General features: G+C 67.2%; 20 protein-coding genes. 12 read left to right on the top strand and 8 right to left on the bottom strand.

Annotated elements, in window-relative coordinates:
* Positions 1–56: 56 nt before the first annotated feature.
* Positions 57–2,072 carry a HAMP domain-containing methyl-accepting chemotaxis protein gene (locus G372_RS0110130; protein WP_019623890.1) on the top strand — a complete coding sequence of 672 codons (2,016 nt, stop codon included), beginning with the start codon at positions 57–59 and terminating at the stop codon, positions 2,070–2,072.
* A gap of 9 nt (positions 2,073–2,081) precedes the next feature.
* On the opposite strand, the gene G372_RS0110125 is transcribed toward G372_RS0110130, so the two are convergent.
* Positions 2,082–4,040, bottom strand: a complete 1,959-nt coding sequence (locus tag G372_RS0110125) for a GNAT family N-acetyltransferase (protein WP_051080813.1) — start codon at positions 4,038–4,040, stop codon at positions 2,082–2,084.
* Between the two features lie 192 nt (positions 4,041–4,232).
* On the opposite strand from G372_RS0110125, the gene G372_RS0110120 reads away from it, so the two are divergent.
* The 10 genes from G372_RS0110120 to G372_RS0110075 all read left to right on the top strand — a co-directional run bounded on the left by G372_RS0110120 (position 4,233) and on the right by G372_RS0110075 (position 15,267).
* Positions 4,233–4,955, top strand: coding sequence for an SDR family NAD(P)-dependent oxidoreductase (locus tag G372_RS0110120; protein WP_018863356.1), 723 nt, complete (start codon positions 4,233–4,235; stop codon positions 4,953–4,955).
* 220 nt (positions 4,956–5,175) lie between these two features.
* Positions 5,176–5,379 (top strand): cold-shock protein, encoded by a 204-nt coding sequence (locus G372_RS0110115; protein ID WP_018863357.1) that lies wholly within the window; start codon positions 5,176–5,178, stop codon positions 5,377–5,379.
* A gap of 209 nt (positions 5,380–5,588) precedes the next feature.
* Complete coding sequence (gene murJ / locus G372_RS0110110; protein ID WP_018863358.1) at positions 5,589–7,157, top strand: murein biosynthesis integral membrane protein MurJ; 1,569 nt, start codon at positions 5,589–5,591, stop codon at positions 7,155–7,157.
* Positions 7,158–7,508: 351 nt separating this feature from the next.
* A complete protein-coding gene (ribF, locus tag G372_RS0110105) occupies positions 7,509–8,471 on the top strand; it encodes a bifunctional riboflavin kinase/FAD synthetase (protein ID WP_019623892.1) in 963 nt (320 codons plus the stop codon).
* 32 nt (positions 8,472–8,503) lie between these two features.
* Entirely contained in the window at positions 8,504–11,350 is a 2,847-nt protein-coding gene (gene ileS, locus G372_RS0110100; RefSeq protein ID WP_019623893.1) for an isoleucine--tRNA ligase, read from the top strand.
* Positions 11,350–11,862 carry a signal peptidase II gene (gene lspA / locus G372_RS0110095; RefSeq protein ID WP_019623894.1) on the top strand — a complete coding sequence of 171 codons (513 nt, stop codon included), beginning with the start codon at positions 11,350–11,352 and terminating at the stop codon, positions 11,860–11,862. The genes ileS and lspA overlap by 1 nt, the downstream gene beginning before the upstream one ends.
* Before the next feature lie 3 nt (positions 11,863–11,865).
* Positions 11,866–12,297, top strand: a complete 432-nt coding sequence (locus G372_RS0110090) for an FKBP-type peptidyl-prolyl cis-trans isomerase (RefSeq protein WP_018863362.1) — start codon at positions 11,866–11,868, stop codon at positions 12,295–12,297.
* A gap of 32 nt (positions 12,298–12,329) precedes the next feature.
* The gene (gene ispH / locus G372_RS0110085) at positions 12,330–13,280 is read left to right on the top strand and encodes a 4-hydroxy-3-methylbut-2-enyl diphosphate reductase (RefSeq protein ID WP_026340343.1); all 951 of its coding nucleotides are present in this window, start codon (positions 12,330–12,332) and stop codon (positions 13,278–13,280) included.
* A 151-nt stretch (positions 13,281–13,431) separates the two neighbouring features.
* A complete protein-coding gene (purU, locus tag G372_RS0110080; RefSeq protein ID WP_019623896.1) occupies positions 13,432–14,286 on the top strand; it encodes a formyltetrahydrofolate deformylase in 855 nt (284 codons plus the stop codon).
* 210 nt (positions 14,287–14,496) lie between these two features.
* On the top strand, positions 14,497–15,267 hold the full coding sequence (locus G372_RS0110075; protein WP_026340344.1) for a S1C family serine protease: 771 nt from the start codon (positions 14,497–14,499) through the stop codon (positions 15,265–15,267).
* 50 nt (positions 15,268–15,317) lie between these two features.
* On the opposite strand, the gene G372_RS0110070 is transcribed toward G372_RS0110075, so the two are convergent.
* From G372_RS0110070 to G372_RS0110045, 6 genes are all read right to left on the bottom strand, one after another.
* Entirely contained in the window at positions 15,318–16,436 is a 1,119-nt protein-coding gene (locus tag G372_RS0110070; RefSeq protein WP_018863366.1) for a nucleotidyltransferase domain-containing protein, read from the bottom strand.
* Positions 16,426–17,337, bottom strand: a complete 912-nt coding sequence (locus G372_RS0110065; RefSeq protein WP_019623898.1) for an HprK-related kinase A — start codon at positions 17,335–17,337, stop codon at positions 16,426–16,428. The genes G372_RS0110070 and G372_RS0110065 overlap by 11 nt, the downstream gene beginning before the upstream one ends.
* The gene (locus G372_RS0110060) at positions 17,337–17,603 is read right to left on the bottom strand and encodes an HPr-rel-A system PqqD family peptide chaperone (RefSeq protein ID WP_019623899.1); all 267 of its coding nucleotides are present in this window, start codon (positions 17,601–17,603) and stop codon (positions 17,337–17,339) included. Before G372_RS0110060 ends, G372_RS0110065 begins: the two co-directional genes overlap by 1 nt.
* A gap of 52 nt (positions 17,604–17,655) precedes the next feature.
* Complete coding sequence (locus G372_RS0110055) at positions 17,656–18,363, bottom strand: hypothetical protein (RefSeq protein ID WP_018863369.1); 708 nt, start codon at positions 18,361–18,363, stop codon at positions 17,656–17,658.
* Between the two features lie 353 nt (positions 18,364–18,716).
* Complete coding sequence (locus tag G372_RS0110050) at positions 18,717–19,451, bottom strand: class I SAM-dependent methyltransferase (RefSeq protein WP_018863370.1); 735 nt, start codon at positions 19,449–19,451, stop codon at positions 18,717–18,719.
* Positions 19,432–20,892 (bottom strand): VanZ family protein, encoded by a 1,461-nt coding sequence (locus G372_RS0110045; protein WP_019623900.1) that lies wholly within the window; start codon positions 20,890–20,892, stop codon positions 19,432–19,434. Before G372_RS0110045 ends, G372_RS0110050 begins: the two co-directional genes overlap by 20 nt.
* Positions 20,893–21,025: 133 nt before the next feature.
* Between G372_RS0110045 and G372_RS0110040 the strand changes: the two genes are divergently transcribed.
* Positions 21,026–22,423: a right-handed parallel beta-helix repeat-containing protein gene (locus G372_RS0110040; RefSeq protein WP_020008856.1), complete on the top strand. Its 1,398-nt coding sequence runs from the start codon at positions 21,026–21,028 to the stop codon at positions 22,421–22,423.
* A gap of 31 nt (positions 22,424–22,454) precedes the next feature.
* On the opposite strand, the gene tviB is transcribed toward G372_RS0110040, so the two are convergent.
* The gene (gene tviB, locus G372_RS0110035; protein ID WP_019623902.1) at positions 22,455–23,744 is read right to left on the bottom strand and encodes a Vi polysaccharide biosynthesis UDP-N-acetylglucosamine C-6 dehydrogenase TviB; all 1,290 of its coding nucleotides are present in this window, start codon (positions 23,742–23,744) and stop codon (positions 22,455–22,457) included.
* Positions 23,745–24,044 lie beyond the last annotated feature (300 nt).

Raw genomic sequence — 24,044 nt, 5'->3', positions numbered from 1 at the left:
CGCTTGCGCGTGAGGACATGCGCCCGGCAGAAGGCGCTGAGGAAGGAGTCAACATCATGCTGGACAAACTCTCCATTCGGGGGCTGCTGATCGCCGGCTTCGGGCTGGTCGTCGCGATCCTGATCATCAACTCGCTACTGGCACTGCGCGCCCTGAACGTGGGCGGGCAGGGCGTGGCCGAACTCACGCAGTCGGACTATCCGGCGGTGGCGCGTGTCAACGAGGTGGAGCAGTTACTGCAGGAGAGTGCCGCCTTTCTCGGGTTCTACCTGATGAGCGAAGAGGACGAGCACCGCGACGCCTGGCTGGCCACCATGGATGACCTGGATGTCGCCATGGATGCACTGATCAATGACCCGGTGGTGCAGGCCTCGGACGAGCTGAGTGGCTCCGCGGAGCAGGTGCGGGCGAACATCGATGGGTTCGCCGATCACCGTGAGCGCCTGATCGAGATCGCGGAGGATGTGGCCGAGAACATGCCGGCCCAGGGTGTTGCGAACTCGCGCGCCAACCCCGCGACCATGCAGATGACCCAGCTGACCAGCACCATGATCGACGAGGAGATGGCGCGGGCCCGCTTCGAGCGCTCGTTCGATCGCCTTGGCGACTTCTACAGCCTGCGCACCAACCTCCTGCAGATCACCTCGAACCTGCGCGGCTTCATCGCGTTTCGTGACGACTCCTTCGAGCAGAACCTGCGCCTTTATCTCGGCCAGACCCATGACGTGCTGGCGCGGCTGATGGAGCAGTACGACGAGCTGGATTTCGAGCAGCAGATCGCGGTCGAGGACTTCGAGGGAGAGCTGGAAACACTGGACAGTGCGATCCAGGAGATCGTACGTATCCACGGCAGCGAGGAAGCCCTGCAGGATGCTTTCCTGATCCGCACCGAGGTCGGCCCGGTGATCCTGGAGGCGCGCACCGAGCTGCAACAGCTGTCCGAGCGGATCACCGACCGGGCCGAGCGTTCCGCCGGCGAGCTGACCGCGACCATGCGCAACACCCAGATGACTCAGGGCGTGCTGGCGCTGATCGGCGTGGTCCTGGGTGTGGCCGCCGCGGTGTTCATCATCCTGGTGGTACGCCGTGCACTGGCTCACTCGACCGAGGCGCTGGAGGAGATTGCCGATGGCGATGGCGACCTCAGCCGTCGGCTGGACGAGAACGGCCTGCTGGAGACCGCCCAGCTGGGGCGTGCGTTCAACCGCTTCACCGACAAGATCGCGCAGGCCGTGGGCAATGCCCGCAGTGGGACCGAGACCCTGAACCGTGCGACCGAGAACCTGAACCAGGAGGCCTACCAGGCCCGCGAGGCCGTCTCGGGTCAGCGCGACGAGACCGAGCGCGTCGCCACCGCGATCAACGAGCTGCAAAGCAGTGCCGAGGAGATCGCGCGCAACACCGACGCCACCTCCCAGGCCGGCCAGGAGGCCAGCGGGGCGGTGAACAACGGCGCCGAGGTGATGGAGAAGAACATCGAGTCCATGGCCTCCCTGCTGGGCACGGTCGAACAGGCTGCCGGTACCGTGGCCAAGCTGGGCGAGGACTCCAAGCAGATCGGTACCATCCTCGAGGTCATCCGCGGCGTGGCCGAGCAGACCAACCTGCTGGCGCTGAACGCGGCCATCGAGGCCGCCCGGGCCGGTGAACATGGCCGCGGGTTCGCGGTGGTCGCCGACGAGGTGCGCAAGCTGGCGACCCGGACGCAGGAGTCCACCGACGAGATCGAAAGCATGATCTCGCGCCTGCAGACCGCCACCGGCAGTGCGGTGAAGGCCATGCAGCATGGTCAGGACGAGGCCGAGACCACCATGGAGCACACCGCCGAGGTGAACGGGGCCCTGCAGCAGATCCAGCAGTCGGTGACCACGATCGTGGAGATGACCGACCAGATCGCGGTCGCCGCGCGTCAGCAGAGCACCGTGGTCGAGGACATCAACCGCAACATCGTGCAGATCTCCGACGGGGCCGACCAGTCGGCCAACACCGCCGACCGGGTCAGTGCCGCGTCCGACGAGCTCAAGCAGGTCGAACGCGAGATCCAGCAGGCCCTGGCCCAGTTCCGCCTGTAAGACGGGACGCTACAGCCCGCGGGCCTCCAGCCAGGCCCCGGCGGCGCGGCGCAGCCTGCGGGTGACGCCGCGTCGCCCGGACACCCCGAGCTCGCGGGCCAGCCACGTCCAGTCGACGGGCGCCGCCAGGCTCGCTGCCAGCAGGCGGCCTTCCGGATCGACCGGCGGGGCCGCCTCCAGCTGCCGCAGCAAGGCCGGCAGCGCCCATTCCAGTGGCCGTTGCCGTTGCGCAAAGGCCCGAATCTCTTCTATGTCATGGGCATGATTCGCCGCTGGCGAAGCGCCATTGGGCGGCAGCATGGCTTCAAGGGCCTGGCGTCGACGTCCCGTTGGATCGCCCAGGTACTCTGCGCCGGTGTCGCGCCAGTCGCGGGCGAAGGACGCCGTGGCCGCATCCACGGCGGTGACGATGTCCTGAGCCATCGCTTTCGCCAGTATGACCGAGACCTCGCCACTGGCAGGGTCGGGTCGCTCCCCGACCCGAACGGGCTGCCAGCCCGCCTGCGCCCAGAACCGTACCAGTGCCGATTGCAGTCCGAAGCTCGTACCAACCAGCGGGATGCCGCAATGCGCAGCGCGCTCCTCGACTGCTCGCAGCAGTCGGCTACCAAGGCCCCTCCCTTGCCAGGCGGGATGTACGGCGAGACGCTGGATCCGCCACCAGGTTCGACTGGCCAGCTCGAACTCGCCGCGCGCAGCCAGGGTGCAGGGCAGGAAATGCCCCTGGGGGCGGCGCTCGCCGGCCCACACCGCTTCCGCGAGCTGGGGCGTCAGACCACCCTCTTCCTGTGCCAGGGCTACCCCAAACAGGGTGTTGTCACGCGTGCCGGTGAGCAGCATCAGGTGTACGCGAGCGTCCTCCAGCCAGCGCGCGAGATCCGACGGACGTGTGCGATAGTGGGCATCGGCAAGCAGGCCGGCCAGGTCTTCGAGCCGGCGCTCGTCACAAGCCAGCTCGTGGCCACAAAGCCAGTCGAATTGCAGTGCTTGTGGGGCAGGGGTGCGACTCTCGGCACGCATCAGAAACAGGCTGTCCAGCCAGGCTTCCAGCGGATCGCCGCTTGCCCAGCGTACCGGCTGAGCCAGGCCAATATCCCGAACCCGGAACCCCGAGCGTTGCAGGGCTGGGAGCGCGCGCAGGCGAAACCCCTGGCCGCTGCCTTCGAAGCCCCCGGTGGTCGTCGACAGCACCAGGCGTCGGGCGTGGCGTGCCAGACGCACCAGGCGATCGACCGGCAGTGCGGCCGCCTCGTCGATGACCAGCGTGTCTGGTGGGGTGGCGAGGGTCTTCAGCTGGTCGGGGGCGCAGAAAGGTACAGGGGCCCCCGGGTGGTGCTCCAGCTGGCGGAAGAGCGCACGAACGGCGCCTGCATTCGGGGCGGTAACGAGGACCTTTGCACCGGCATCTCGTTGTTCGGCGATCCATTCGCCGAGCAGGGTCGACTTTCCGCGTCCACGGTCGGCGATCAGCGCACCGCACTCCCCCGGGGCCAGCTGCTTCAGCGCCTGGAGACCGCGCCGCTGGTCCTGCGTCCAGGACCAGGTGGCATTCCCGGTTGCGGAAGGGGCTGGCCACTCCAGAATATCCTCGCCCACCCATTGAACAGGCGCCTGCCGCAGTGCCTTCGTCCAGCGCCTGCCAAAAGCCCCGGTGCCGGGCGTCCCGACCAGCAGGAGGAGCACCCCGCCCCCCCGCAACAGGCCGCTAACGATGGCCAGCGCGTCTGCGGGAAGGGGCCAGGGGGCCTCGAACACGATCGCGTCGGCCTCGCGCCCAAGCCAGTGAGCGACCTGTGCGGGGTTTGCCTTCGGCACATCCGAGGGTGCCCCGCGGCCCACCCAGAGAGGCTGTGTCCCGCTGGGCATCCGCGCAAGCCAGGCGGCCGCACGCTCGCGCGCCGCTTTCGACTGCGGGTGGGCCAGCAATTGCCGCCAGGCTGGGGTGGATCTGTCCTCCGCTGGTCTCATTCTGGTCCTTGTCGGATACCCGGTTTGCGGTGGGGCGACATGCATGCGTCGACCAGGAGGGTACTGCACTTGACGGCCCCCGGTGGGTTCGGGGGCGGCATGACAATACGGTGGTCCCGCGACGGCTCGTGTGGCGACTGAAATGGGTTCCGGTTAGCCTGCCGCTGAACCCATTCCGGGAGGAGAGATTACATGAGCGATGGTGTCATTCGGGCGGCACTGGTGACAGGCAATTCCAGCGGTTTCGGTCTGGGGCTGACGCGCGTGCTGCAGGGGCAGGGTTCGCGCGTATACGGGATGAGCCGGCGTGGCTGTCCGGAGCCCGGTGTGGCGGGCGACGAACGCGTCGACCTGTCCGACTTCGGTGCCACCGGCGCGGCGATGGAACGCCTGCTCGATGGAGTCGACGAGCTGGACCTGGTGGTCCTGAACGCGGGGCTGCTGGGCCAGATGCAGCGCATGCAGGACGCGCCGATGGACGAACTGCGCCTGCTGATGGATGTGAACACCTTCGCCAACAAGGTCATCCTGGACGCGCTGCTGCGCCGCGACGTGCGCGTCGGGCAGATCGTCGCGATCTCGTCCGGGGCCTCGGTATCCGGTCATGCCGGCTGGAGCGGCTACTCGCTGTCCAAGGCGGCGCTGAACATGATGATGCAGCTCTATGCCCACGAGTTCCCGGAGGAGACCGCGATCAACGCCCTGGCACCGGGCCTGATCGATACCGCGATGCAGGACTACTTGTGCGAGGAGGCCGACCGCGAGGCCTTCCCCGTGCTGCAGCGGCTAAAGGCCGCACGGGGAACCGAGGCCATGCCGACGCCGGAGAAGGCCGCCGAGGCTGTGCTGGCAGTACTTCCGCGCCTGCGTCGGACGACGCGGGGGAGTTTTGTGGACATCCGGCAGCTCGACTAGCGTCGATGCAGGAGGTATTCCAGCCGAACCCCCTGATTGTCACGAAAGTTTCTCGGAAGGCGGTTGGCTTTTGCCGGAATGCAGGCGTATAGTCGTGATCGTGGTCTGCGGATGAACGGCAACACTAGGAAGTTTCTAGTTTCTGAACCAGTGCTCCCGTTGATCTGTTGGCAGCATCCCGCGACCACATTTGTTAGTTACATTGAAGAGGTTACAAGTTGTGAATACTGGTGTTGTTAAGTGGTTCAACGAGAGCAAGGGTTTCGGTTTCATCACCCCGGATGATGGCGGCAAGGACGTGTTCGTCCACTTCTCCGCGATCACCGGTTCGGGTTTCAAGACCCTGGCCGAAGGCCAGAAGGTCTCCTTCGAAATCCAGGAAACCGCCAAGGGCCTGGCCGCCGGTGAAGTGACCGCCCTGTAAGGCGCGCTTCCCAAGGCTGACGGCCCCTCGCGGGTCGTCCGAGAAAGGTCGCCTCCGGGCGGCCTTTTTTGTGTCTGCGTTTCTGTCAGCGGTTCGGCCCTTCGACGCGCCGACATGACTGTGCGCGCCCCTCTGGAAGCTGTGCACGGCCGGGCGTATTCGATTGCAGTACACTGCGGGCCTTTGTGCATGGATCCGCGCCGCCCGCGATGAACCGCCTGTTCCGCTCCACCGCCGTTGTCAGTGGCATGACCATGATCTCGCGGGTCATGGGCTACCTGCGCGACATGGTGCTGGCGGTCACCTTTGGCGCCGGGGCTGCGACCGACGCCTTCTTCGTCGCCTTCCGCATTCCCAATTTCCTGCGCCGGCTGTTCGCCGAGGGCGCGTTCAACCAGGCCTTCGTGCCGGTGTTCGCGGAGTTTCGCGAGAAGCGCGGGCGCGAGGCCCTGCGCGACCTGCTGGACCACACCGCCGGCACGCTGATGGCCGTGGTCGCGGTGGTCACGCTGATCGGGATCCTGGCCGCGCCGCTGCTGATCTGGGTGTTCGCGCCCGGGCTCGCCACGCAGGAGGAGGGGCGTCAGGATCTCGCGGCGCAGATGCTGCGCATCACCTTCCCGTACCTGCTGTTCATCTCGCTGACCGCGATGGCTGCGGGGATCCTGAACAGCATCGGGCGCTTTGCCGTCCCCGCCTTTACCCCGGTGTTCCTGAACCTGGCATTGATCGTCGCGGCGCTGTGGCTGGCGCCGATGTTCGCGGAGCCGATCGTCGCGCTGGCCTGGGGCGTGTTCATCGCGGGCGCCTTGCAGCTCGCCTTCCAGATCCCGTTCCTGTTGCGCGCGGGGCTGCTGCCGCGGCCGCGGTTTCGCCGGGCACACGAGGGGGTGCGGCGCATCGTCAAGCTGATGCTGCCCGCGATCCTCGGGACCTCGGTCGTGCAGATCAACCTGCTGGTGGACACCCTGGTGGCCTCGTTTCTGGTGGCCGGGTCGATCTCCTGGCTGTATTTTGGCGACCGCTTCGTGGAGCTGCCGCTGGCCCTGTTCGGGATCGCGATCGGCACCGTGATCCTTCCGCGCCTCGCGCGGCAGTACAACCAGGCGGATCCGGCCGCATTCGGGCGCACGCTGGACTGGGCGCTGCGTCTGGCGATGCTGGTAGCCCTGCCCTCGATGGTCGGCCTGATCGTGCTCGCCGTCCCGATCCTTGCCACGCTGATTCAGTACCAGGCCTTCACCCAGTGGGATACCTACATGGCCGCGATGGCGCTGGCCGCCTACGCACTGGGCCTGCCGGGCTTCATCCTGATCAAGGTGCTCGCCCCGGGGTTCTTCGCCCGCCAGGACACCAAGACCCCGGTGAAGATCGCGATCATCGCGATGCTGGCCAATATCGTGCTGAACGCGGCGTTCGTGCTGCCCTGGTATCTGTCCGGCATCCCGGGCGCGCACGCGGGCCTGGCGCTGGCCACCTCGGCCTCCGCCTATATCAACGCGGGTCTGCTCTATCGCGGGCTGATCCGCGAGGGGATCTATCAACCGGGGCCCGCGCTGAAACGCCTGCGTGCAGGGCTGCCGGTCGCGCTCGGGGTGATGGTCCTGGTGCTGGCCGTGCTGTCGCCGTCGTTCGGGCAGTGGACCGACTGGACGGTCAGCACGCGCCTGTTCGCGCTGGCCGGCCTGATTACGGCCGGGGCCGGTGCGCTGATCCTGACACTGCTGGCCGCAGGGCTCCGGCCCCGGCACTTCCTGCTGCGGGAGGCCAGCGAATGATGCCGGGGCGCTTAGGGAAACAATGGTTAAGGTACACACTCGCGTTGGTACCCCAGGTTTCCCGAGACCAGGCGCGGTGCGCAGCCGGTAGTGGTTCTACCGGCCCGTTTTTGACGGATTCGGGCCGCAACGCAGGATCGGGGAACCTGGGGTGCCAACCCCGAAGGGGCTCGGCCTCCCGTTGTTATCAAAAACGGGCGTGCGCACGGCGTTGCGGTTCCCTTGTGCAGAATGACTGCACGGCAGTCACCGCGCCTTGTTCGCACGCAAAAGCGACTCGAGCGCGAGTGTGTACCTTAATCATTGTTTCCCTGACGGGTTATACTTGCCGTTTTGCGCGGGATCGGGGCGATGCGGCTGATTCGCGGCCTGGGGCCGTCCGACAGCAGGGCTTCCACGGCAGCGGCCGTGCATGGCGCGGTGGTGACCATTGGCAACTTTGATGGTCTGCATCGTGGCCATCAGGCTGTTCTGGGGCGCCTGCTCGAGGCGGCGCAGGATCGCCAGGCGCCGTCGGTCCTGATGACCTTCGAGCCGCTGCCGCGCGAGTACTTCGGCAGCCGACCCGAGGCCCCGGACCCGCCCGGGCGCCTGCAGCGCCTGCGGGACCGCCTGATCACGCTGGGGGATACCGCGCTCGAGGCCGTCTGGATCCTGCGCTTCGATGCGCAACTGGCGGGCCTGTCGGCGACCGCCTTCATCGAGGAGGTGCTGCACCAGCGTCTCGGCGCGCAGCATGTGCTGGTCGGGGACGACTTTCGCTTTGGCCGTGGCCGCGAGGGCGACCAGGCCTTCATGCGCCGCGAGGGCGAGCGCCTTGGCTTCAGTGTCGAGGGCACCCCGACGGTCGCGGATGCCGAGGGCCGGATCAGTAGCACCCGGGTACGCGCGGCGGCGCTGGACGGCGATTTTACGCGCATGGCCGAGCTGCTGGGGCGGCCCTACCGGCTGCACGGGCGGGTCGCGCATGGCGACAAGCGCGGCCGTACGATCGGCTTCCCTACCGCGAATCTGCGCATGGGGCCCTGGCCACTGGCGTTGCGCGGGGTCTTCTCCGGCTGGCTGCGTCGCGCCTCGGGCGAGGCCCTGCCGGCGGTTGCCAATATCGGCTGGCGGCCCACGGTGGCGGGTACCGAGCAGCGCCTGGAGGCGCATGTGCTCGAAGGCAGCCCCGATCTCTACGGCGAGGCCGTGTGCTTCGAGCCGATCGCGCGGGTGCGCGGCGAGCAGCGCTTCGACGGCCTGGACGCCCTGCGCGCGCAGATCGCGCGCGACGTCGAGACCGCCCGCCAGCAAATTGCAGAATTCAGCTGAAACGCGGCCCCGAGGGCCGATCCGGAAAAGACATGGCACGCAAACCGGCACCGCCGAATCCCTACAAGGACACCCTGAACCTGCCCGAGACGGCCTTTCCGATGCGCGCCGGCCTCGCCCAGCGCGAGCCGGAGTGGCTGGAGGCGTGGAAGGCGGAGGATCGCTACCACCGCCTGCGCGAGCACTGTGCCGGGCGCCCCCGCTTCGTGCTGGCCGATGGTCCGCCCTACGCGAATGGTTCGATCCATGTCGGGCACGCGGTCAACAAGGTCCTCAAGGACATCATCGTCAAGAGTCGTACCCTGTCGGGCTTCGACGCCCCCTACGTGCCGGGCTGGGACTGCCACGGCCTGCCGATCGAGCTGAAGGTCGAGCAGAACCTGGGCAAGGCCGGCCGCGACGTGGATGCCGCGACCTTCCGCAAGGCCTGCCGCGAGTACGCGCAGGAGCAGGTCGACGGCCAGAGCGCGGACTTCCAGCGTCTCGGCGTGCTGGGCGACTGGGACCACCCCTACCTGACGATGAACTATCAGGTCGAGGCGGACACCGTCCGCGCGCTGGGTCATATCTTCAAGCGCGGCCATGTGCAGATGGGCGAGAAGCCGGTGCACTGGTGCGTGGACTGCGGCTCGGCGCTGGCCGAGGCCGAGGTGGAGTACGAGGACAAGATCTCGCAGGCGATCGACGTGCGCTTCCGCGTGGTCGACGACATCGACTTCCTGCGTCGCTTCGAGGGGGCCAAGGACTCGCGCGGCCCGATCAGCGTGGTCATCTGGACCACCACGCCCTGGACGCTGCCGGCCAACCAGGCCGTGGCCCTGCACCCGGAGCTGGACTACGCCTTGGTGCAGCTGGACAACGAGCGCCTGTTGCTGGCCGAGGCCCTGGTCGAGGACTGCCTGGCGCGCTACTCGCTGGGCGAGGGGGCCGTCGTCGCGCGGGTCAAGGGTCAGGCCCTGGAGGGGCTGACGCTGCAGCATCCCTTCCTTGAGCGCGAGGTGCCGCTGATCCTGGGCGATCACGTGACCACCGAGACGGGTACGGGTGCGGTGCACACCGCTCCCGGGCATGGCCAGGAGGACTACGCGGTCGGCCTGAAGTACAGCCTGCCCGTGCACAACCCGGTCGGCCCGGACGGCCGCTTCCTGCCGGACACGCCGCTGTTTGCCGGCGAGAACGTGCACCAGGCGAACGGCCATGTGATCGACGTGCTGAAGGAGCGCGGCGCACTGGTCGTGGCGGTGAAGTTCGAGCACAGCTATCCGCACTGCTGGCGGCACAAGACGCCGATCATCTTTCGCGCCACCCCGCAGTGGTTCATCAGCATGGAGCGCGCCGAGCTGCGCGCGGATGCGCTGAAGGCGATCGCCGATACCCGGTGGATGCCGAACTGGGGCGAGGCCCGCATCCACGGCATGGTGGTCAACCGCCCGGACTGGTGCATCTCGCGCCAGCGCAACTGGGGTGTGCCGATCCCGTTTTTCGTTCACCGCGAGACCGGACGGCTCCACCCGCATACCCCGGAACTGACCGAGCTGGTGGCGCAGCGCATCGAGCAGGCGGGCATCGAGGCCTGGTTCCAGCTCGACCCGAAGGAGCTGCTGGGTGACAAGGCCGATGACTACATCAAGCTGAACGACACCCTGGATGTCTGGTTCGACTCCGGTGTGCTGCACAGCACGGTGGTGGAGAAGCGCCCGGAACTGGGCGGGCTGCCGGTGGACCTGTTCCTGGAGGGCTCGGATCAACACCGCGGCTGGTTCCAGTCGAGCCTGCTGACCAGTGTCGCGATGCGCGGCGAAGCCCCGTACCGGGCGGTGCTTACGCACGGCTTCACCGTGGACGAGAAGGGCGAGAAGATGTCCAAGTCGCGCGGCAACGTGGTCGCGCCGCAGGAGGTCGTCTCTACCCTGGGCGCGGATATCCTGCGCCTGTGGGTGGCCGCGACCGACTTTTCCGGCGAGATGGCGATCTCCCAGGGCATCCTCGACCGCACGGCCGACGCCTACCGCCGCATCCGCAACACCACGCGTTTCCTGCTGGGCAACCTGAACGGCTTCGATCCGGCCGAGCATGCGCTGGAGCTGGACGAGCTACTGCCGCTCGATCGCTGGATCGTCGCGCGCGCCCTGCAGGTGCAGGAGCAGGTGACGAAGGCCTACGACGATTACCTGTTCCACCAGATCTACCAGCGCGTGCACAACTTCTGCTCGGTGGAGCTGGGCTCGTTCTATCTGGACGTGATCAAGGACCGCCAGTACACCACGCAGGCGGACTCGCGCGCGCGGCGCTCCGCACAGACCGCGCTGTACCACGTGGCCGAGGCCCTGACCCGCTGGGTCGCCCCGATCCTCACCTTTACCGCCGAGGAGATCTGGCAGCTGCTGCCGGGCGAGCGTCCGGATAGCGTGCTGTTCGCCACCTGGTACGAGGGCCTCGCCCCATTGCCGGAGGGTGCCGAGTTCTCCAGCGCGGACTGGGACGGCATCCTCGAGGTGCGCACGCATGTCGCCCGCGCGCTGGAGATTGCGCGCAACGAACACGGCATCGGGGCCTCGCTGAATGCCGAGATCGAGGTCTACCTGCCGGCGGGTTCCGCCGCCCATGGGCGCCTCGCGCGTCTGGAGGACGAACTGCGCTTTGTGCTGATCACCTCCGAGGCCCGGCTGGTGGACGGGGCCGCCCCCGAGGGTGCGCATACCGCCGAGCTGGAGGATGGCACCGCGATTGGCGTGGTCGTCCACAAGAGCGAACACGCCAAGTGCGTACGCTGCTGGCACCGCCGGCCGGACGTCGGCCAGCATGACGCCCACCCCGAGTTGTGCGGGCGCTGTGTAACCAACGTGGAGGGCCCGGGCGAGACCCGGCGCTTCGCCTGATGCGGCTGGCGCAATCGGGTCTGCGACCGGGGCTGCTGATTGCGGTCGCGGTTGCGCTGCTGGATCAGGTCACCAAGTGGTGGGCGGAGAATGCCCTGACCCTGTACGCGCCGGTGGAGGTGACCTCGTTCTTCAATCTCTCCCTGGTCTACAACCCGGGGGCCGCGTTCAGCTTCCTGGCCGGCGCCGGGGACTGGGGGCGCTGGTTCCTGTCCGGCGTGGCGGTGGTGATCGGGCTGCTGATCCTCTGGTGGCTGGCGCGGCTGCCGCGCCAGGCGCGCTGGTCGGTTACTGCGCTGGGGCTGGTGCTGGGCGGCGCGGTCGGCAACCTGATCGACCGCATCGCTCATGGTCGGGTGATCGATTTTCTCGACTTCCACTGGGCCGGCTATCACTGGCCGGCGTTCAATGTGGCCGACATGGCCATCGTCGTCGGCGCGATCACCCTGATCGTGGCCACCTTTGTTGAAGGTGACCGCAGCAACGGGTCACCAACGGATTCGCGGGAGTAAGGCATGACAACGGTAACCAAGGGCGCGACGGTGGAGATGCACTACCGCCTGATCCTGGACAACGGCTTTGTCGTGGATGGCACCGACGAGGAGACCATCCGCCTCGAGGTCGGGGCGGGCGAGATCCTGCCCGGGCTGGAGGACCTTCTGGTGGGTCTGGAACCCGGCGATCACCGGGAATTTGCGATCGAGGCCGGGGCCATGTTCCCGTTGCGGGACAACGCGGCGGTACAGACGATGCCCCGGTCACAGTTTCCGGCGGACATGCCGCTGGAGAAAGACTACATTTACGAGTTCACCAGCCCGTCGGGTGATGCGGTCCCGGGCCGCATCGAAGAGGTCGGCGACGAGAGCGTCACCGTGGACTTCAACCACCCCCTGGCCGGGCAGTCGTTCACTTTCGAGGTGGACGTGGTATCGGTTAGCGAACCATAGGGAAACCTCTTGTTTCCCTGGCAGGAGCCAACATGAGTATGCAGGTCCAGCTCGCCAATCCGCGCGGTTTCTGCGCCGGGGTCGAGCGCGCCATCGAGATCGTCGAGCGTGCGCTGGAGATCTACGGTGCCCCGCTCTATGTCCGCCACGAGGTCGTGCACAACCGCCACGTGGTCGGGCGCCTGGAAGCGGCGGGCGTGAAGTTTGTCGAGGAGCTGAACGAGGTCCCCGACGGCCAGGTGGTGATTTTCTCCGCCCATGGCGTGCCCAAGCGCGTCCAGCAGGAGGCGGAAGACCGCGGCCTGACCGTGTTCGACGCGACCTGCCCGCTGGTAACCAAGGTCCACCTCGAGGTCGCGCGCTATGCTCGCGAGGGCCGCGAGGTAGTGCTGATCGGCCACGCCGGCCACCCGGAGGTCGAGGGGACGCTGGGCCAGTTCGATGACAGCCAGGGCGGGCGCATGATGCTGGTCGAGACCGTGAATGATGTCGCCGGTCTCGAGGTCGCCAACCCCGACCGCCTGGCCTTCGTCAGCCAGACCACGCTGTCGATGGACGACACCGCCGAGATCATCGATGCCCTGACCGCGCGCTTCCCGAAGATCGAGGGCCCGCGGAAGATGGACATCTGCTACGCGACCCAGAATCGGCAGGATGCCGTGAAGGACCTGGCGCAACAGTGCGACCTGCTGCTGGTCGTCGGCTCGAAGAACAGCTCCAACTCCAATCGCCTGAGCGAGATCGGCGCCCGCCTGGGTGTCGAATCCTACCTGGTGGACGGCGCGGCCGACGTTGATCCGGCCTGGCTGAAGGGCAAACAGCGCATCGGCGTGACCGCCGGCGCCTCCGCACCCGAGATCCTCGTCAACGAGGTGCTGGACTTCCTGCGCGCCCAGGGTGTTGAGGCCGTCTCCGAACTGTCCGGCCGCGAAGAGACCATCACCTTCTCCATTCCTTCCACCCTGCGCCGCGAATCCGCCTGACCGGCCCCGTTTCTTTCCGGTGCCGCTATTGGCCCCACGAAGCCCACGAAGGCACGCCGAGCCGTAGCGATTTCCGCATGTGGCCCCAGTGCCGGATCGGCTATGCTCGGCACTGCTGCACCCCGCTACCCTTTGTGATCCCGAGACGCAGATGATTGAACGCCCCCGCTTTCGCCTCAGCATTCGCTGCCCGGACCAGCACGGGATCGTCTCGCGCATCGCGACCGCCATTGCCGATACCGACGGATGGATCACCGAGGCCGCCCAGCACACCGACGAAGAGGCGGGCTGGTTCTTCATGCGCTGGGTGTTCTCGCTGCCTGCCGATGGCGAGGCCCTGCTCGAGCAGCGACTGGCCTCTCTGGCGCCCGAGCTGCGCATGGACTGGTGGCTCAGCAATGCCGACACCCGCCCACGCGTCGTGCTCCTGGCCTCGCGCGAGCCGCACTGCCTCAGCGATCTGCTGGCCCGCTGGAGCACAGGCGAGCTGGCGATGGAGATCCCCGCGATCCTCTCCAACCACCGCGACCTGGAGCCGCTGGCGGCCTGCCACGGCATCCCGTTCGAGCACATCCCGGTGCCGAAGGATCATCGCGAGGCCGCGTTCGCCACGCTCCAGGAACGCCTGGCCGCACTGGCACCGGAGACCATCGTGCTCGCCCGCTACATGCAGATCCTCCCGCCGGGGCTTTGTGCCGAGTACCCCGAGCGTATCCTCAACATCCATCACAGCTTCCTGCCCTCGTTCGTCGGGGCCCGCCCCTATCACCAGGCCTTCGCCCGCGGGGTCAAGCTGATCGGAGCGACCTGTCACTACGTGACCGACGAACTGGACGCCGGCCCCATCATCGAGCAGGACGTCACCCGCATCCGCCACGACGACGGCGTGCAGGACCTGATCCGCAAGGGCCGCGACGTCGAGCGCTGGGTCCTCGCCCGTGGTCTGCGCTATCACCTCGAGGGCCGCGTTCTCACCCACGGCAACAAGACCATCGTCTTCGACTGACCGCCTTGCCGGGGCTGAGTATGGCCCTCCTTTTTGCCGCCGACCGTGCGAGTTATTGCATGCCCGGAAGGGGCTGCGGGCTGCTTGCTGCGCGCTATTCTTTAAGGGGTTGGCAATGGGGGTGGAGGACGCGGCATGTGGGCATGGGGACACCTTCATGGGGGCCTTCGAGCGGTCGTTCACTGCAAGCGCCAGCGGGTCCCGCTCTGGATAGCGACACCGCTTGTGCTGCTTGCCCTGGTGATTGCGCCGGGCCAGGCGCTCGCCGATCCGCTGCCCGACACGGCCGAGCGGGTGAAGGCCTCGGTGGTGAGTATCGCGACCTATCAGCCGACCCGCAGCCCACGCGCCCAGTATCTCGGGACCGGCTTCGTGATCGACGATGGCCGACTGGTGGTCACCAACGACCATGTCCTGCCGGGGGATCTGGACCAGGACAACCGGGAACGACTGGTGGTGGTCAGCGGCCAGGGCCGGGACAACACCATCCATCATGCCGAGGTCGTGGCACGCGCCGCGAGCGATGACCTGGTCCTGCTGCACATTGCGCCACCCTCCCTTCCCGCGCTGACGCTTGGCAATTCCAGCCGGGCAAGGGTCGGGGAGGAGGTTGCCTTCACCGGCTACCCGATCGGCATGATCCTGGGGCTGTATCCGGCCACCCATCGCGCAGGGATCTCGGCGATGACCCCGATGGCGATCCCGGCCCGGCATTCCTCGGAGCTGGATGACAGCCGGATACGGGCCCTGCGCAACGCCCCGCCGATGGTCTTCCAGCTGGATGCGACGGCCTATCCGGGCAACAGCGGCAGCCCCCTGTACCGCAAGGACACTGGCGAGGTGATCGGGGTGATCAATCAGGTCTACGTCCAGGGTGGAAGGGAAGCCGCCGTACGCAACCCCAGTGGCATTACCTACGCCATCCCCTCGGACCGCATTCGTCCCCTGCTGGAACAGTACCGCTCGCAGCCGGATGGTTAGGGAGAGGCTGATTCAATCGCGCGCTCGCATTCGCACGGCGTTGCGACTCCCTAACCGTGCTGATCCGGCTGCGGCTGGGCCGTGGCCGTCTCCGGTTTTTCGGCGAGGAAGGCCTTGTGGAACAGGTGCCGGGCCAGCAGGCCGGCCGGCATCTTGAGCCAGTGCCCGCGCAGAAACAGCATGCCCCGCGCGACCGCATCGCGGCGGGGGGTGATCGAGCCGGCACGCGTATGCAGCCCGTGCACGAATGACCAGCGGCCAAGTCCCCGCAGTGCAATGCCCGCGCGTGCCCGGGCCAGCCGTTTCACGGGCTCGGGAGGAATCTCGGTCAGCAGTAGTCGGTTCGCGGTCCACAGCGCGCGTTCCGCCATCCAGGCAATGTTCAGGGCCTCGGCCTCCGCGACGAAGTGCTCCCAGAAGGCATCGCCGTCACGGGCACCGAAGTGGTCGAGCAGCACATGGATGTCGTACAGGTCGCGCAGGCCCCGGTCCCATTCCGTCTCCGAAAACAGATGCACGATCGCGTGGAGTACCAGGTGCGCCGGACACAGGACCCGGAAGCGGAAGGGTTCCGGGAGTGCCTGGCTTTGCTGCCGCAGGCGCGCGGGGTCGGGATGCCCGCGAAACGTTTCCGGCAGGATGTTGTGGTGCAGGTCCAGCGTGGTGCCCCGGTGCTGGTGCACCAGTGGCGGCAGTTCGTGCATCCACTCGCGGTAGTAGCGCTGGTCGTAGACGTTGTGATGCGTGCCCGACCAGCCCTCGAAGAACAGGAGCTTCTCGGCTCGTTCCACTTCGCTGCGGGGAAAGAGCAGATCGATGTCGTTGGCCAGCCGCCCACGCGCATTCGGCAGCCCGGCGGCCAGGTAGGCCGCGCCTTTCAGCGCGACACCCGGGCTCATCCGTGAGAGCAATCCTTCTGCCAGACGGTGCAGCTCCCAGACCAGCGCCTGTGACCGATGCTCGGCGATCAGGGCTGCCCCCCAGAGGTGGCTGGCCACCGGTTCCGGCAGGTCTTCGGCAAGGCCCGCGTCGTCCGCGAGGTGCCAGAGCGTACCCAGCAGCGCGCTCTCGCGCGCGGCCGCCAGCAGCGGGGCCCACTCGGCCGCCGAGCGCTCGGCCATGCTCTCCGGCCGTGCCAGTGCCAGATGCAGTGCGGTGTCAGCGTCCATCGGCCAGCCTGTCGAACTGCTCTATGGCCTCGTCCAGACGGCTGTAGGAAAAGTCGAAGCATGCCGACTGTTCGACCAGTCGTCCGGCGCTGTGAAAGCCCCGTGCCCCGAGGGCAGCGTAATTGAAGGCATTGGCGATCAGCTGCATGAACCCGGAACCCGCCGTGCGCGGTTTCAGCCGGGTGGGGGCTCCTGGCTGGTAGCGCGGGAACACGATCCACCCGGGCCGGGCGGTCTCGTGACCGCGGCGCACGGCATCCGTCGGCGGGCGCATGTGCGCCACGGCGCCCTTCAGCGTGTCCGCGATCGGCGTGCTCAGGACAGCCGAGGGGCAGGCGTCGCGGATCACGCGGATCGAGTCGTTTTTCAGGCTCACCGGCCGGGCGGGCCCGGAGACCTCGCTGGTGGCCAGATCCACCAGGACGGATTCATCCGTCAGCAGGCGCCATCCGTGATGGGCCAGGGCCGCGCAGAGGGTGCTTTTCCCGGAGCCCGGCGGGGCGGGCAGGATCAGGGCCTTCCCGTCGCGTTCGAGGGCGGCCGCGTGCAGTACCAGTCGATGCGGCACCTGGTTGGCGATGCACCAGTTCAGTCCCCACTCGAGCATCGGATAGGCCTGGTGGTAGGCCAGGGGCTTGAAGACGCTACGACGGTCGGAGAGAAACAGGACCTGGGGCCGATAGAAGCGACGGTGGGAACGTGGTGCACGTAGCTCGCAGTGAAAGTCGTAAAAGCCCTGGCTGTCGGCTACCTCGAAGTCCCGGTACAGCGACTCGATGCTTCGGGCCACGCTGGCAATGGGACTCTGGATGCGGCTGGTGAAGGGGCCCGTGCGCAGATAAAGGCCACGGCCCGCCAGGCTGCACTGGAGCCGGGTCTGTCCCAGATCCGCGATACGCATCAGGGGCGTTCCTGGATCAGGTCGGCGCTTTGCAGGCTGGACAGCCAGCGCCTCAGTTCGGCCTCCCCGTCCTCCTCCGACAGGCCCAGGTGCCGGGCCAGCGCGGCCTCGTCCATCGCCACGCCCTCGGCCAGGCCGTCCATTAGCGCGGCGGCCGCGGGTGTCAGCAAGTGGGTTGTGCCGGCCCCGGGGTGAAACACCACGCACTCCTGCCCCAGGGTGCGCTGTTGCAGCCCGTCAGTCCGTTGCCACCTGCGGCGCGACATATCGTTCCCCCTGGATTCCGGCTATTACGGCGGCCATTACGGAATGAATGGCTCAGGCGGACCCCCAGCTCGGGAGGCCCATGGTGTTCTCCAGGAACCGATACACCTGCTCGGGGTACAGGCGGTCGCCGCCATCGGTCTCGTAGTGGCCATGCTCCAGGGTGTCAGTGACGATGTCCCGCACCAGACGTTCGGACAGCGGGTACCCGGTGGTGTACTTGGCATTCAATAATGCGGCGGTGCCATAACGGATCACTTCGCGCTCGGCTGCCCCCTGCACATCCAGTACGAACACCGAAGCGGAGACGGCCCCGATCATGGTGAGGTCCCCGTCCTCTTCCTGGAAGCCCCGGCTTACGCCCGGGAAGCCGTAGTTCGAATCGAACAGGACGCCGGACTCCACCGCCAGCCGCCATTCCGGATGGCTGTGGAAGGAGGCGCTGTTGAACAGCTGGCCCCCGCCGCGGCCCTGGCCACTGTCATTGAGTGAAAGACTCGCGTGCGTCGGGTCGTAGCCCCCGCTCCAGTAGTCGGGAGAGTGGCCGCCGCAGTCCTGGGGCCCATCGTGGCGCGACACATTGCCGGACGCCCAGCCCGAGGGCATGCAGTTCGCACCGGCCGCCTTCAGCGGCGAGGCATGCAGGGTCATCAGCAGGGGGGTTGCCCCGAGCATCGCCCGGCTAAGGCGACGTCGATTGTGGCCGTGTGTACCCAGCCCCTCCTGGCGCCGGCTCGAGTCCTGGTTGTCGTTTTGTTCCATCGTGTCCCTCCAGAATGATCGGGACCGGGCCTTGGTTGGAGCGGTATCGCGTGCAGGGAGACGCGGGCTGTCCAGGCCTCCTGGCTTGATCCTAGTCCGGGTCACCCGGGATTTCGCATTCGGTCGCTGAATTTGTGTAGCCGCACGTATTCGCGACGACAACCAAAACACAGAGCAATATCTATACCCCAAATCAGCAGCGGTGTAATCCACTGTTTGGAAGGCTTTTTCTAATACCAAGGGGTCCATCAGGGTCGTTGCTGCGAAGGATGTGTAAAAGGCGCTGACACTGGTAGCCGTTCGCCGATGCCGGCACGCCCAAGGCCACGCAGGAGTGTCACCCCCTTTTACACTCACCCTTTGCGTGCACGCAGAATGAACGAGTGACACAACCGCTCCGCGGTCCATGGCGATGCCTGCCAAATGGCCCTGGCCCAGCGGCTCTCGGCCGGGCCCTGGAGCCAGCGCAGCCGGCCCGGGACCAGGGGCAGCCAGTAGCACGCCAGTGGCTGCAGGCCGACCGTGCGCGCCCCCGCCTGCAGCGAGTCGGGGGTCTCGTAGCGCAGATGGGGTGCCTTCCCGGCACGGACCCGTCGACGCTCCTGCAGCACGGTGGGCCATGTCCTGGCGTTCAGCGCATCCACCCAGATCTCGCCGCCGGGGCGCAGCACGCGATGCATCTCCGCAAGAGCCGGGCGCGAGTCGGCCAGCGCCTGCATCACCCCGAAGCAGAGCACGCCATCGAACTCGCCATCGGCGAACGGCAGGCGGTGGACATCCGCCGCCAGCCAGTCGATCGCGGCGGGGCTGCGCCGTCGCGCCTTGTGCAGTGACGGGGCGGAGTAGTCCAGCCCGATCGGGCTGCGGCCTTCCGCCTGAAGCAGTCGGGTGTAAGTGCCGGCCCCGCAGCCGATATCCAGCCATTGCGCGCCGGGGGGTCGGCTCTGTTGCCAGAACGACTGGAACTGGCGTACCCGGCTGGCCAGCCCGGTGGGCGTCCAGCCCGCGATCGCCGCATCGTCGTCGCACTGGCTGCCGCGCTGGGTAAAGCGCTGGCGCCAGCGCTGCTCAAAACTGGAGTTCGTCACGTTCGTGTTCCCGCCTGAGTCGTTCGCTGTTGACTGTAGACCGCCCGGGCGTTCCGGGCGCTGAACCGGGCGGCCGGACCCGGGCTTGGCTCGTAGCACTGGTTTCGGTGGCGATGCGCGTCAGGAAGTGCAGTGCGGCCGCCATGCCCCAGGCGGCCGCTGTGGCCAGGACCAGGCTGGCCGGGTCGGGCCGCAGCCCCACGACCAGCAGCTTGCCGCCTTCCATCAGCAGTGCCGCGAGCAGCCCGCCGAGGGCGGCAAGCCACTGCAACTGCCGCGGATGCAGCGGGCGCCGGACCTGGGCCAGCCATACCAGCGCGCCCAGCGGCAGATACATGGCCACATGCAGCGCCGCACTGCGCAGGGCCACGGTTTCGCCGACGAAGTAGTGGTAGTAGAACGGCCAGAGATTGAGTTGGGCCCACTGCGCCGAGATGGCCGCCCGGTCCCACTGGTAGGGGCCCAGGTCGTGGTTCAGGGCGAGCAGCGCGACCCCGTAGAGTGGCGTCGCAACGACCAGGAGCGGGATCGCGGCACGCCGCAGGGTCTGCATGAGCTGCGGCGGCGAGAGGTACTCGTACAGGAGCATTCCTGTGACAAATCCGGCGCCCCGCAGCACTGCCGATCGGCCTTCTGCAATTCCCGAGAGCGTGGCGAGATTCAGGGCCTCCAGCAGGATGGCCAGGAGGGCGGCCAGGGTTACCAGCACGGCCCAGTTCGCGGACGGGCGCCGCCTGAGTCCGTACGCGAGCAGGATCCCGACGGGCACACTGGCCACCAGTGTCAGGCCCAGTTCGGAGATACAGCGAAGACCGGACGTACAGGCCCCGGCTGCGACCCACAGGCCCCAGGTGTCGGAGTCGAGGCGCTGACTCCACTCGGCGCTGGACAGGACCAGATCGAACGGGGCCAGGCCAATCGCGACGTACAGGACCGCATAGGCGATCAGCACGGCCGGCCCGATCGCACGGTTCGGCCCCGCGAGCTGGCCCCGCCAGCGGAGCAGCGGTCGGCGCAGCCCCCACCACATCAGGGCCCCGACCACCGCCCCGAGGAAATTGCCCGCGATGTCCGCCCCAGCCGGATAGCGATAGGGCAGCCAGATTTGCAGGAATTCCACCGTTGCCGTGGTAGCCAGCCCCAGAAGGGCGACCAGGGCGAGGGCCCCCAGGTGCCATACAAGGCCATCGCGACCATAGGTGAGCCAGGCCATCCAGAAAAAGCCCAGCGGTATGAACATCATGGCATTGGCCATGAACTGGGCGCGCCCGCTGGTGCCGGGACCCTGCAGGCTCATCTCGCGGTAGAGTGACCACGCCTCCTCCAGACCCATCTCGCCGAACTCGAACGGCAGCAACGTCAGATAGAGGGCAAACCCCAGGGACAGCCACGCCCCGATGACACAGGTCCGAAAGGCCAGTGGTTCGCGGATGCGTCTCATGGGTTGCCGCGCTCGCACATGGTCTAACCTGACAAGGGGGCATATACCGGAGTATGGCCCCGCCAAGCGCCGCAGGGCGGCCTGTTTTCGCAGGGCCCGGGCGGGGAGTGCGGTGATGACAGCAGGGCGGTCAATGGTCCACTCGCTTGCGTCCCGGGCATGGGCGCTGGCGGGCTTGGTGGTGCTGGCCGTGCTGCCGGCGAGTGCCGACACGCCGCGGCCAGGCGGGGCCTCGGAGCCACCCGCTGCGGCCACCCGCGTCCTGCATACCGACCCGGAGGGTTTGCACCGTGCCGTGCGCCAGCTGCGCCCGGGCGATCATCTTCAGCTCGCCCCGGGCGAATACCCGGAGCCGCTGGTGCTGCGTGGGGTTAGCGGGACGGCCGAGCGGCCAATCGTGATCACCGGCCCGGATTCGGGAGACCCGGCCATCCTCCGTGGTCGGGCGGGCAGCAATACCATTCGCCTGATCAATGCCGCGCACCTGGTGATCCGGCACCTGACCCTGGAGGGTGACGGGCACAACATCGCCGGGGTCGTGGTCGAGCACGACAGTGAATACGCCCACGACATCACGCTGGAGCACCTGACCATCCGCGGCTACGACCGTTCGCAGGGCAACAGCGGCATCACCACCCGTGCGCCTGCCTGGAACTGGACCATTCGCCACAACGATATTCGCGATGCCGGCACCGGCATGTATCTCGGTCGGCCGGATGGTACGGGGCCGTTTGTCGCGGGCCTGATCGAGCACAACTTCATTGGCCGTACCCTGGGCTACAACATGCAGATCAAGCACCAGCGTCCGCGAGCCTCGCGCGCGGGGATGCCGACCGAACCCCATGCCACCATCATCCGCCACAACGTGTTCAGCAAGGCGGAGCGCGCGAGCAGCGGCCATCGTGCGCGTCCCAACCTGCTGGTCGGGCACTTCCCGCCCGAGGGTCCCGGGCAGCACGACTGGTACTGGATCTACGGCAACCTCTTCTACCAGAACCCCCACCAGCGCCTCTTTCAGGGCGAGGGTCGCCTGGCCATGTACAACAACCTGTTCTTCAACGACGCCGGCAGTGCCCTGGTCGTGCAGCCACACAACCACATCCCGAAGGATGTCCTGATCGTCCACAACACCGTGGTGGCGCGGGGATTCGGGATACGGCTGATACCGGGCGATCGGCGCTATGAACAGCTCATTACCGGTAACGCGGTCTTCGCCGACCCGGCGATCGATGCCGCGCGCACGGCGCAAACGGAAATCAACCACGAGGCCGGCTTCGAACGGGCTTCGGCCTACCTGGCGCAGCCGCACGCGGCCCTCGCGGAACTCGATCTGTTTCCGCTGGAAGGGACGCTGGCGTATGAGGGGCTGCCCGAATTCCAAAGTCCGCTTCCTCCCGATCTGGATCGCGACTACAACGACCGCGATCGCAGCGCCCCCCGCTACGGGGCCTATGCAGGCGATCGCGAGTCCAACCCGGGGCGGCGCGAAGGGGTCGGCCCTGCGGCCCTCGACTGCAAACCCTGCCGCTAGGCGCGATCGCTCGCCAGCCGCCTGGAGGCCTTCACAGGCGCAGGTCGCTGGCCTCGCGCGGGAAGACCGATTTCACGTCGAACAGAACCGCTTGCGGGTGCGCGAGGGCGCGGATCGTATCCACCCCCATGTCCAGGAACGCCTGGTGGGGTACCGCCACGATGATGGCGTCGAACGAATCCGCCTCGGGGCGCGCGGTGATCGGCGTAATCCCGTATTCGTGTTCGGCCTCTTCCGGGTCGACCCAGGGGTCAAACACCACGACCTCGGTGTTGTATCCGCGCAGCGTATGGTAGATGTCCATCACGCGCGTGTTGCGCAGGTCCGGGCAGTTCTCCTTGAAGGTCAGGCCCATCAGCAGGATGCGTGCCCCCACCGGATTGATCCCCTTGCGCACCAGTGCACGGATGGTCGCATCCGCGATGTGGGCCCCCATTGCGTCATTCACGCGGCGCCCGGCCAGGATCATCTCCGGGTGGTGCCCGACGGCCTGGGCCTTGTGTGTCAGGTAGTACGGGTCCACCCCAATGCAGTGCCCGCCCACCAGCCCGGGCCGGAACGGCAGGAAGTTCCACTTGGTCCCGGCGGCCTGCAGGACCGCCTCGGTATCGAGTTCCAGGCGCTCGAACAGCAGCGCCAGCTCGTTGATCAGGGCGATGTTCACGTCGCGCTGGGTGTTCTCGATCACCTTGGCGGCCTCGGCGACACGGATGCTCTCGGCCTTGTGCGTGCCGGCGGTGATGACGCGCGCATACAGGGCGTCGACGAAGTCCGCCACCTTCGGCAGCGAACCCGAGGTGACCTTCTTGATGGAGGTGACCCGGTGCGCCTTGTCCCCGGGATTGATCCGCTCGGGACTGTAGCCGGTGAAGAAATCCTCGTTGTGGGTCAGCCCGGACTCCCGTTCCAGGATCGGGACGCAGTCTTCTTCCGTCGCCCCCGGATAGACCGTCGACTCGTAGATCACCACGTCGCCCCGCTTGAGCACCTGCCCCACGGTATGGGTAGCCCCGAGCAGGGGGCGCAGGTCCGGTCGGCGGTGGGCATCGATCGGTGTCGGCACGGTCACCACGAAGACATTGCACGGGCGCAGCGCCTCGAGCTCCGTGGTGTAGTCCAGGTGCGTCGCGGCAGCGAGATCTTCCGGCTCGACCTCGCGGGTGCGGTCGACGCCGTTCTTCAGGTCCTGGATGCGGCCGGGCTGGATGTCGAATCCCAGGGTCGGCCATACCCGGCCGAACTCGACCGCCAGCGGCAGGCCGACATAACCCAGTCCGATAACCCCGAGGCGAATCTCTTCCGATGAGGGGAGTGCATGCATGAGTGAGGGCTCTTCCGTGCAGCGGTTTGAGTGGCAGGGCGTCTCACCAGGTCAGTACCTTTTGCGCCTGGGCAGCCACGGTATTGCGAGCTTAGGCACAACCTGGATGGCGGGACAATGATGAAAAATCTGCACAAATTTCGTCCTTTCGTCCTATGCCCATTTCCCCCAATTCGAACTACATTGAGCGCTAATGCCCTGACCGAACCGGTGTGTCGGGCCTTTAAGGAAACACTAATCCATGTACACACTCGCGTTGGCACCCCAGGTTTTCCGAGACAAGGCGCGTCGTGCAGCGGG

It is taken from the genome of Thioalkalivibrio thiocyanoxidans ARh2 (genome assembly GCF_000385215.1).
In the GTDB taxonomy this organism is placed as follows: Bacteria; Pseudomonadota; Gammaproteobacteria; order Ectothiorhodospirales; family Ectothiorhodospiraceae; genus Thioalkalivibrio; species Thioalkalivibrio thiocyanoxidans.
This window is presented reverse-complemented; position numbering and strand designations above follow the sequence as displayed.

Excerpts from the sequence above, each read along its gene's own strand:
- G372_RS0110040 (WP_020008856.1), top strand. The coding sequence starts at position 21,026 with ATGGTCCACTCGCTTGCGTCCCGGGCATGGGCGCTGGCGGGCTTGGTG.
- murJ (WP_018863358.1), top strand. The coding sequence starts at position 5,589 with ATGAACCGCCTGTTCCGCTCCACCGCCGTTGTCAGTGGCATGACCATG.
- G372_RS0110090 (WP_018863362.1), top strand. The coding sequence starts at position 11,866 with ATGACAACGGTAACCAAGGGCGCGACGGTGGAGATGCACTACCGCCTG.
- G372_RS0110065 (WP_019623898.1), bottom strand. The coding sequence starts at position 17,337 with ATGCGTATCGCGGATCTGGGACAGACCCGGCTCCAGTGCAGCCTGGCG.
- G372_RS0110070 (WP_018863366.1), bottom strand. The coding sequence starts at position 16,436 with ATGGACGCTGACACCGCACTGCATCTGGCACTGGCACGGCCGGAGAGC.
- ribF (WP_019623892.1), top strand. The coding sequence starts at position 7,509 with ATGCGGCTGATTCGCGGCCTGGGGCCGTCCGACAGCAGGGCTTCCACG.
- G372_RS0110055 (WP_018863369.1), bottom strand. The coding sequence starts at position 18,363 with ATGGAACAAAACGACAACCAGGACTCGAGCCGGCGCCAGGAGGGGCTG.
- ileS (WP_019623893.1), top strand. The coding sequence starts at position 8,504 with ATGGCACGCAAACCGGCACCGCCGAATCCCTACAAGGACACCCTGAAC.
- G372_RS0110125 (WP_051080813.1), bottom strand. The coding sequence starts at position 4,040 with ATGAGACCAGCGGAGGACAGATCCACCCCAGCCTGGCGGCAATTGCTG.
- ispH (WP_026340343.1), top strand. The coding sequence starts at position 12,330 with ATGAGTATGCAGGTCCAGCTCGCCAATCCGCGCGGTTTCTGCGCCGGG.
- purU (WP_019623896.1), top strand. The coding sequence starts at position 13,432 with ATGATTGAACGCCCCCGCTTTCGCCTCAGCATTCGCTGCCCGGACCAG.
- tviB (WP_019623902.1), bottom strand. The coding sequence starts at position 23,744 with ATGCATGCACTCCCCTCATCGGAAGAGATTCGCCTCGGGGTTATCGGA.
- G372_RS0110060 (WP_019623899.1), bottom strand. The coding sequence starts at position 17,603 with ATGTCGCGCCGCAGGTGGCAACGGACTGACGGGCTGCAACAGCGCACC.
- G372_RS0110130 (WP_019623890.1), top strand. The coding sequence starts at position 57 with ATGCTGGACAAACTCTCCATTCGGGGGCTGCTGATCGCCGGCTTCGGG.
- G372_RS0110045 (WP_019623900.1), bottom strand. The coding sequence starts at position 20,892 with ATGAGACGCATCCGCGAACCACTGGCCTTTCGGACCTGTGTCATCGGG.
- lspA (WP_019623894.1), top strand. The coding sequence starts at position 11,350 with ATGCGGCTGGCGCAATCGGGTCTGCGACCGGGGCTGCTGATTGCGGTC.
- G372_RS0110120 (WP_018863356.1), top strand. The coding sequence starts at position 4,233 with ATGAGCGATGGTGTCATTCGGGCGGCACTGGTGACAGGCAATTCCAGC.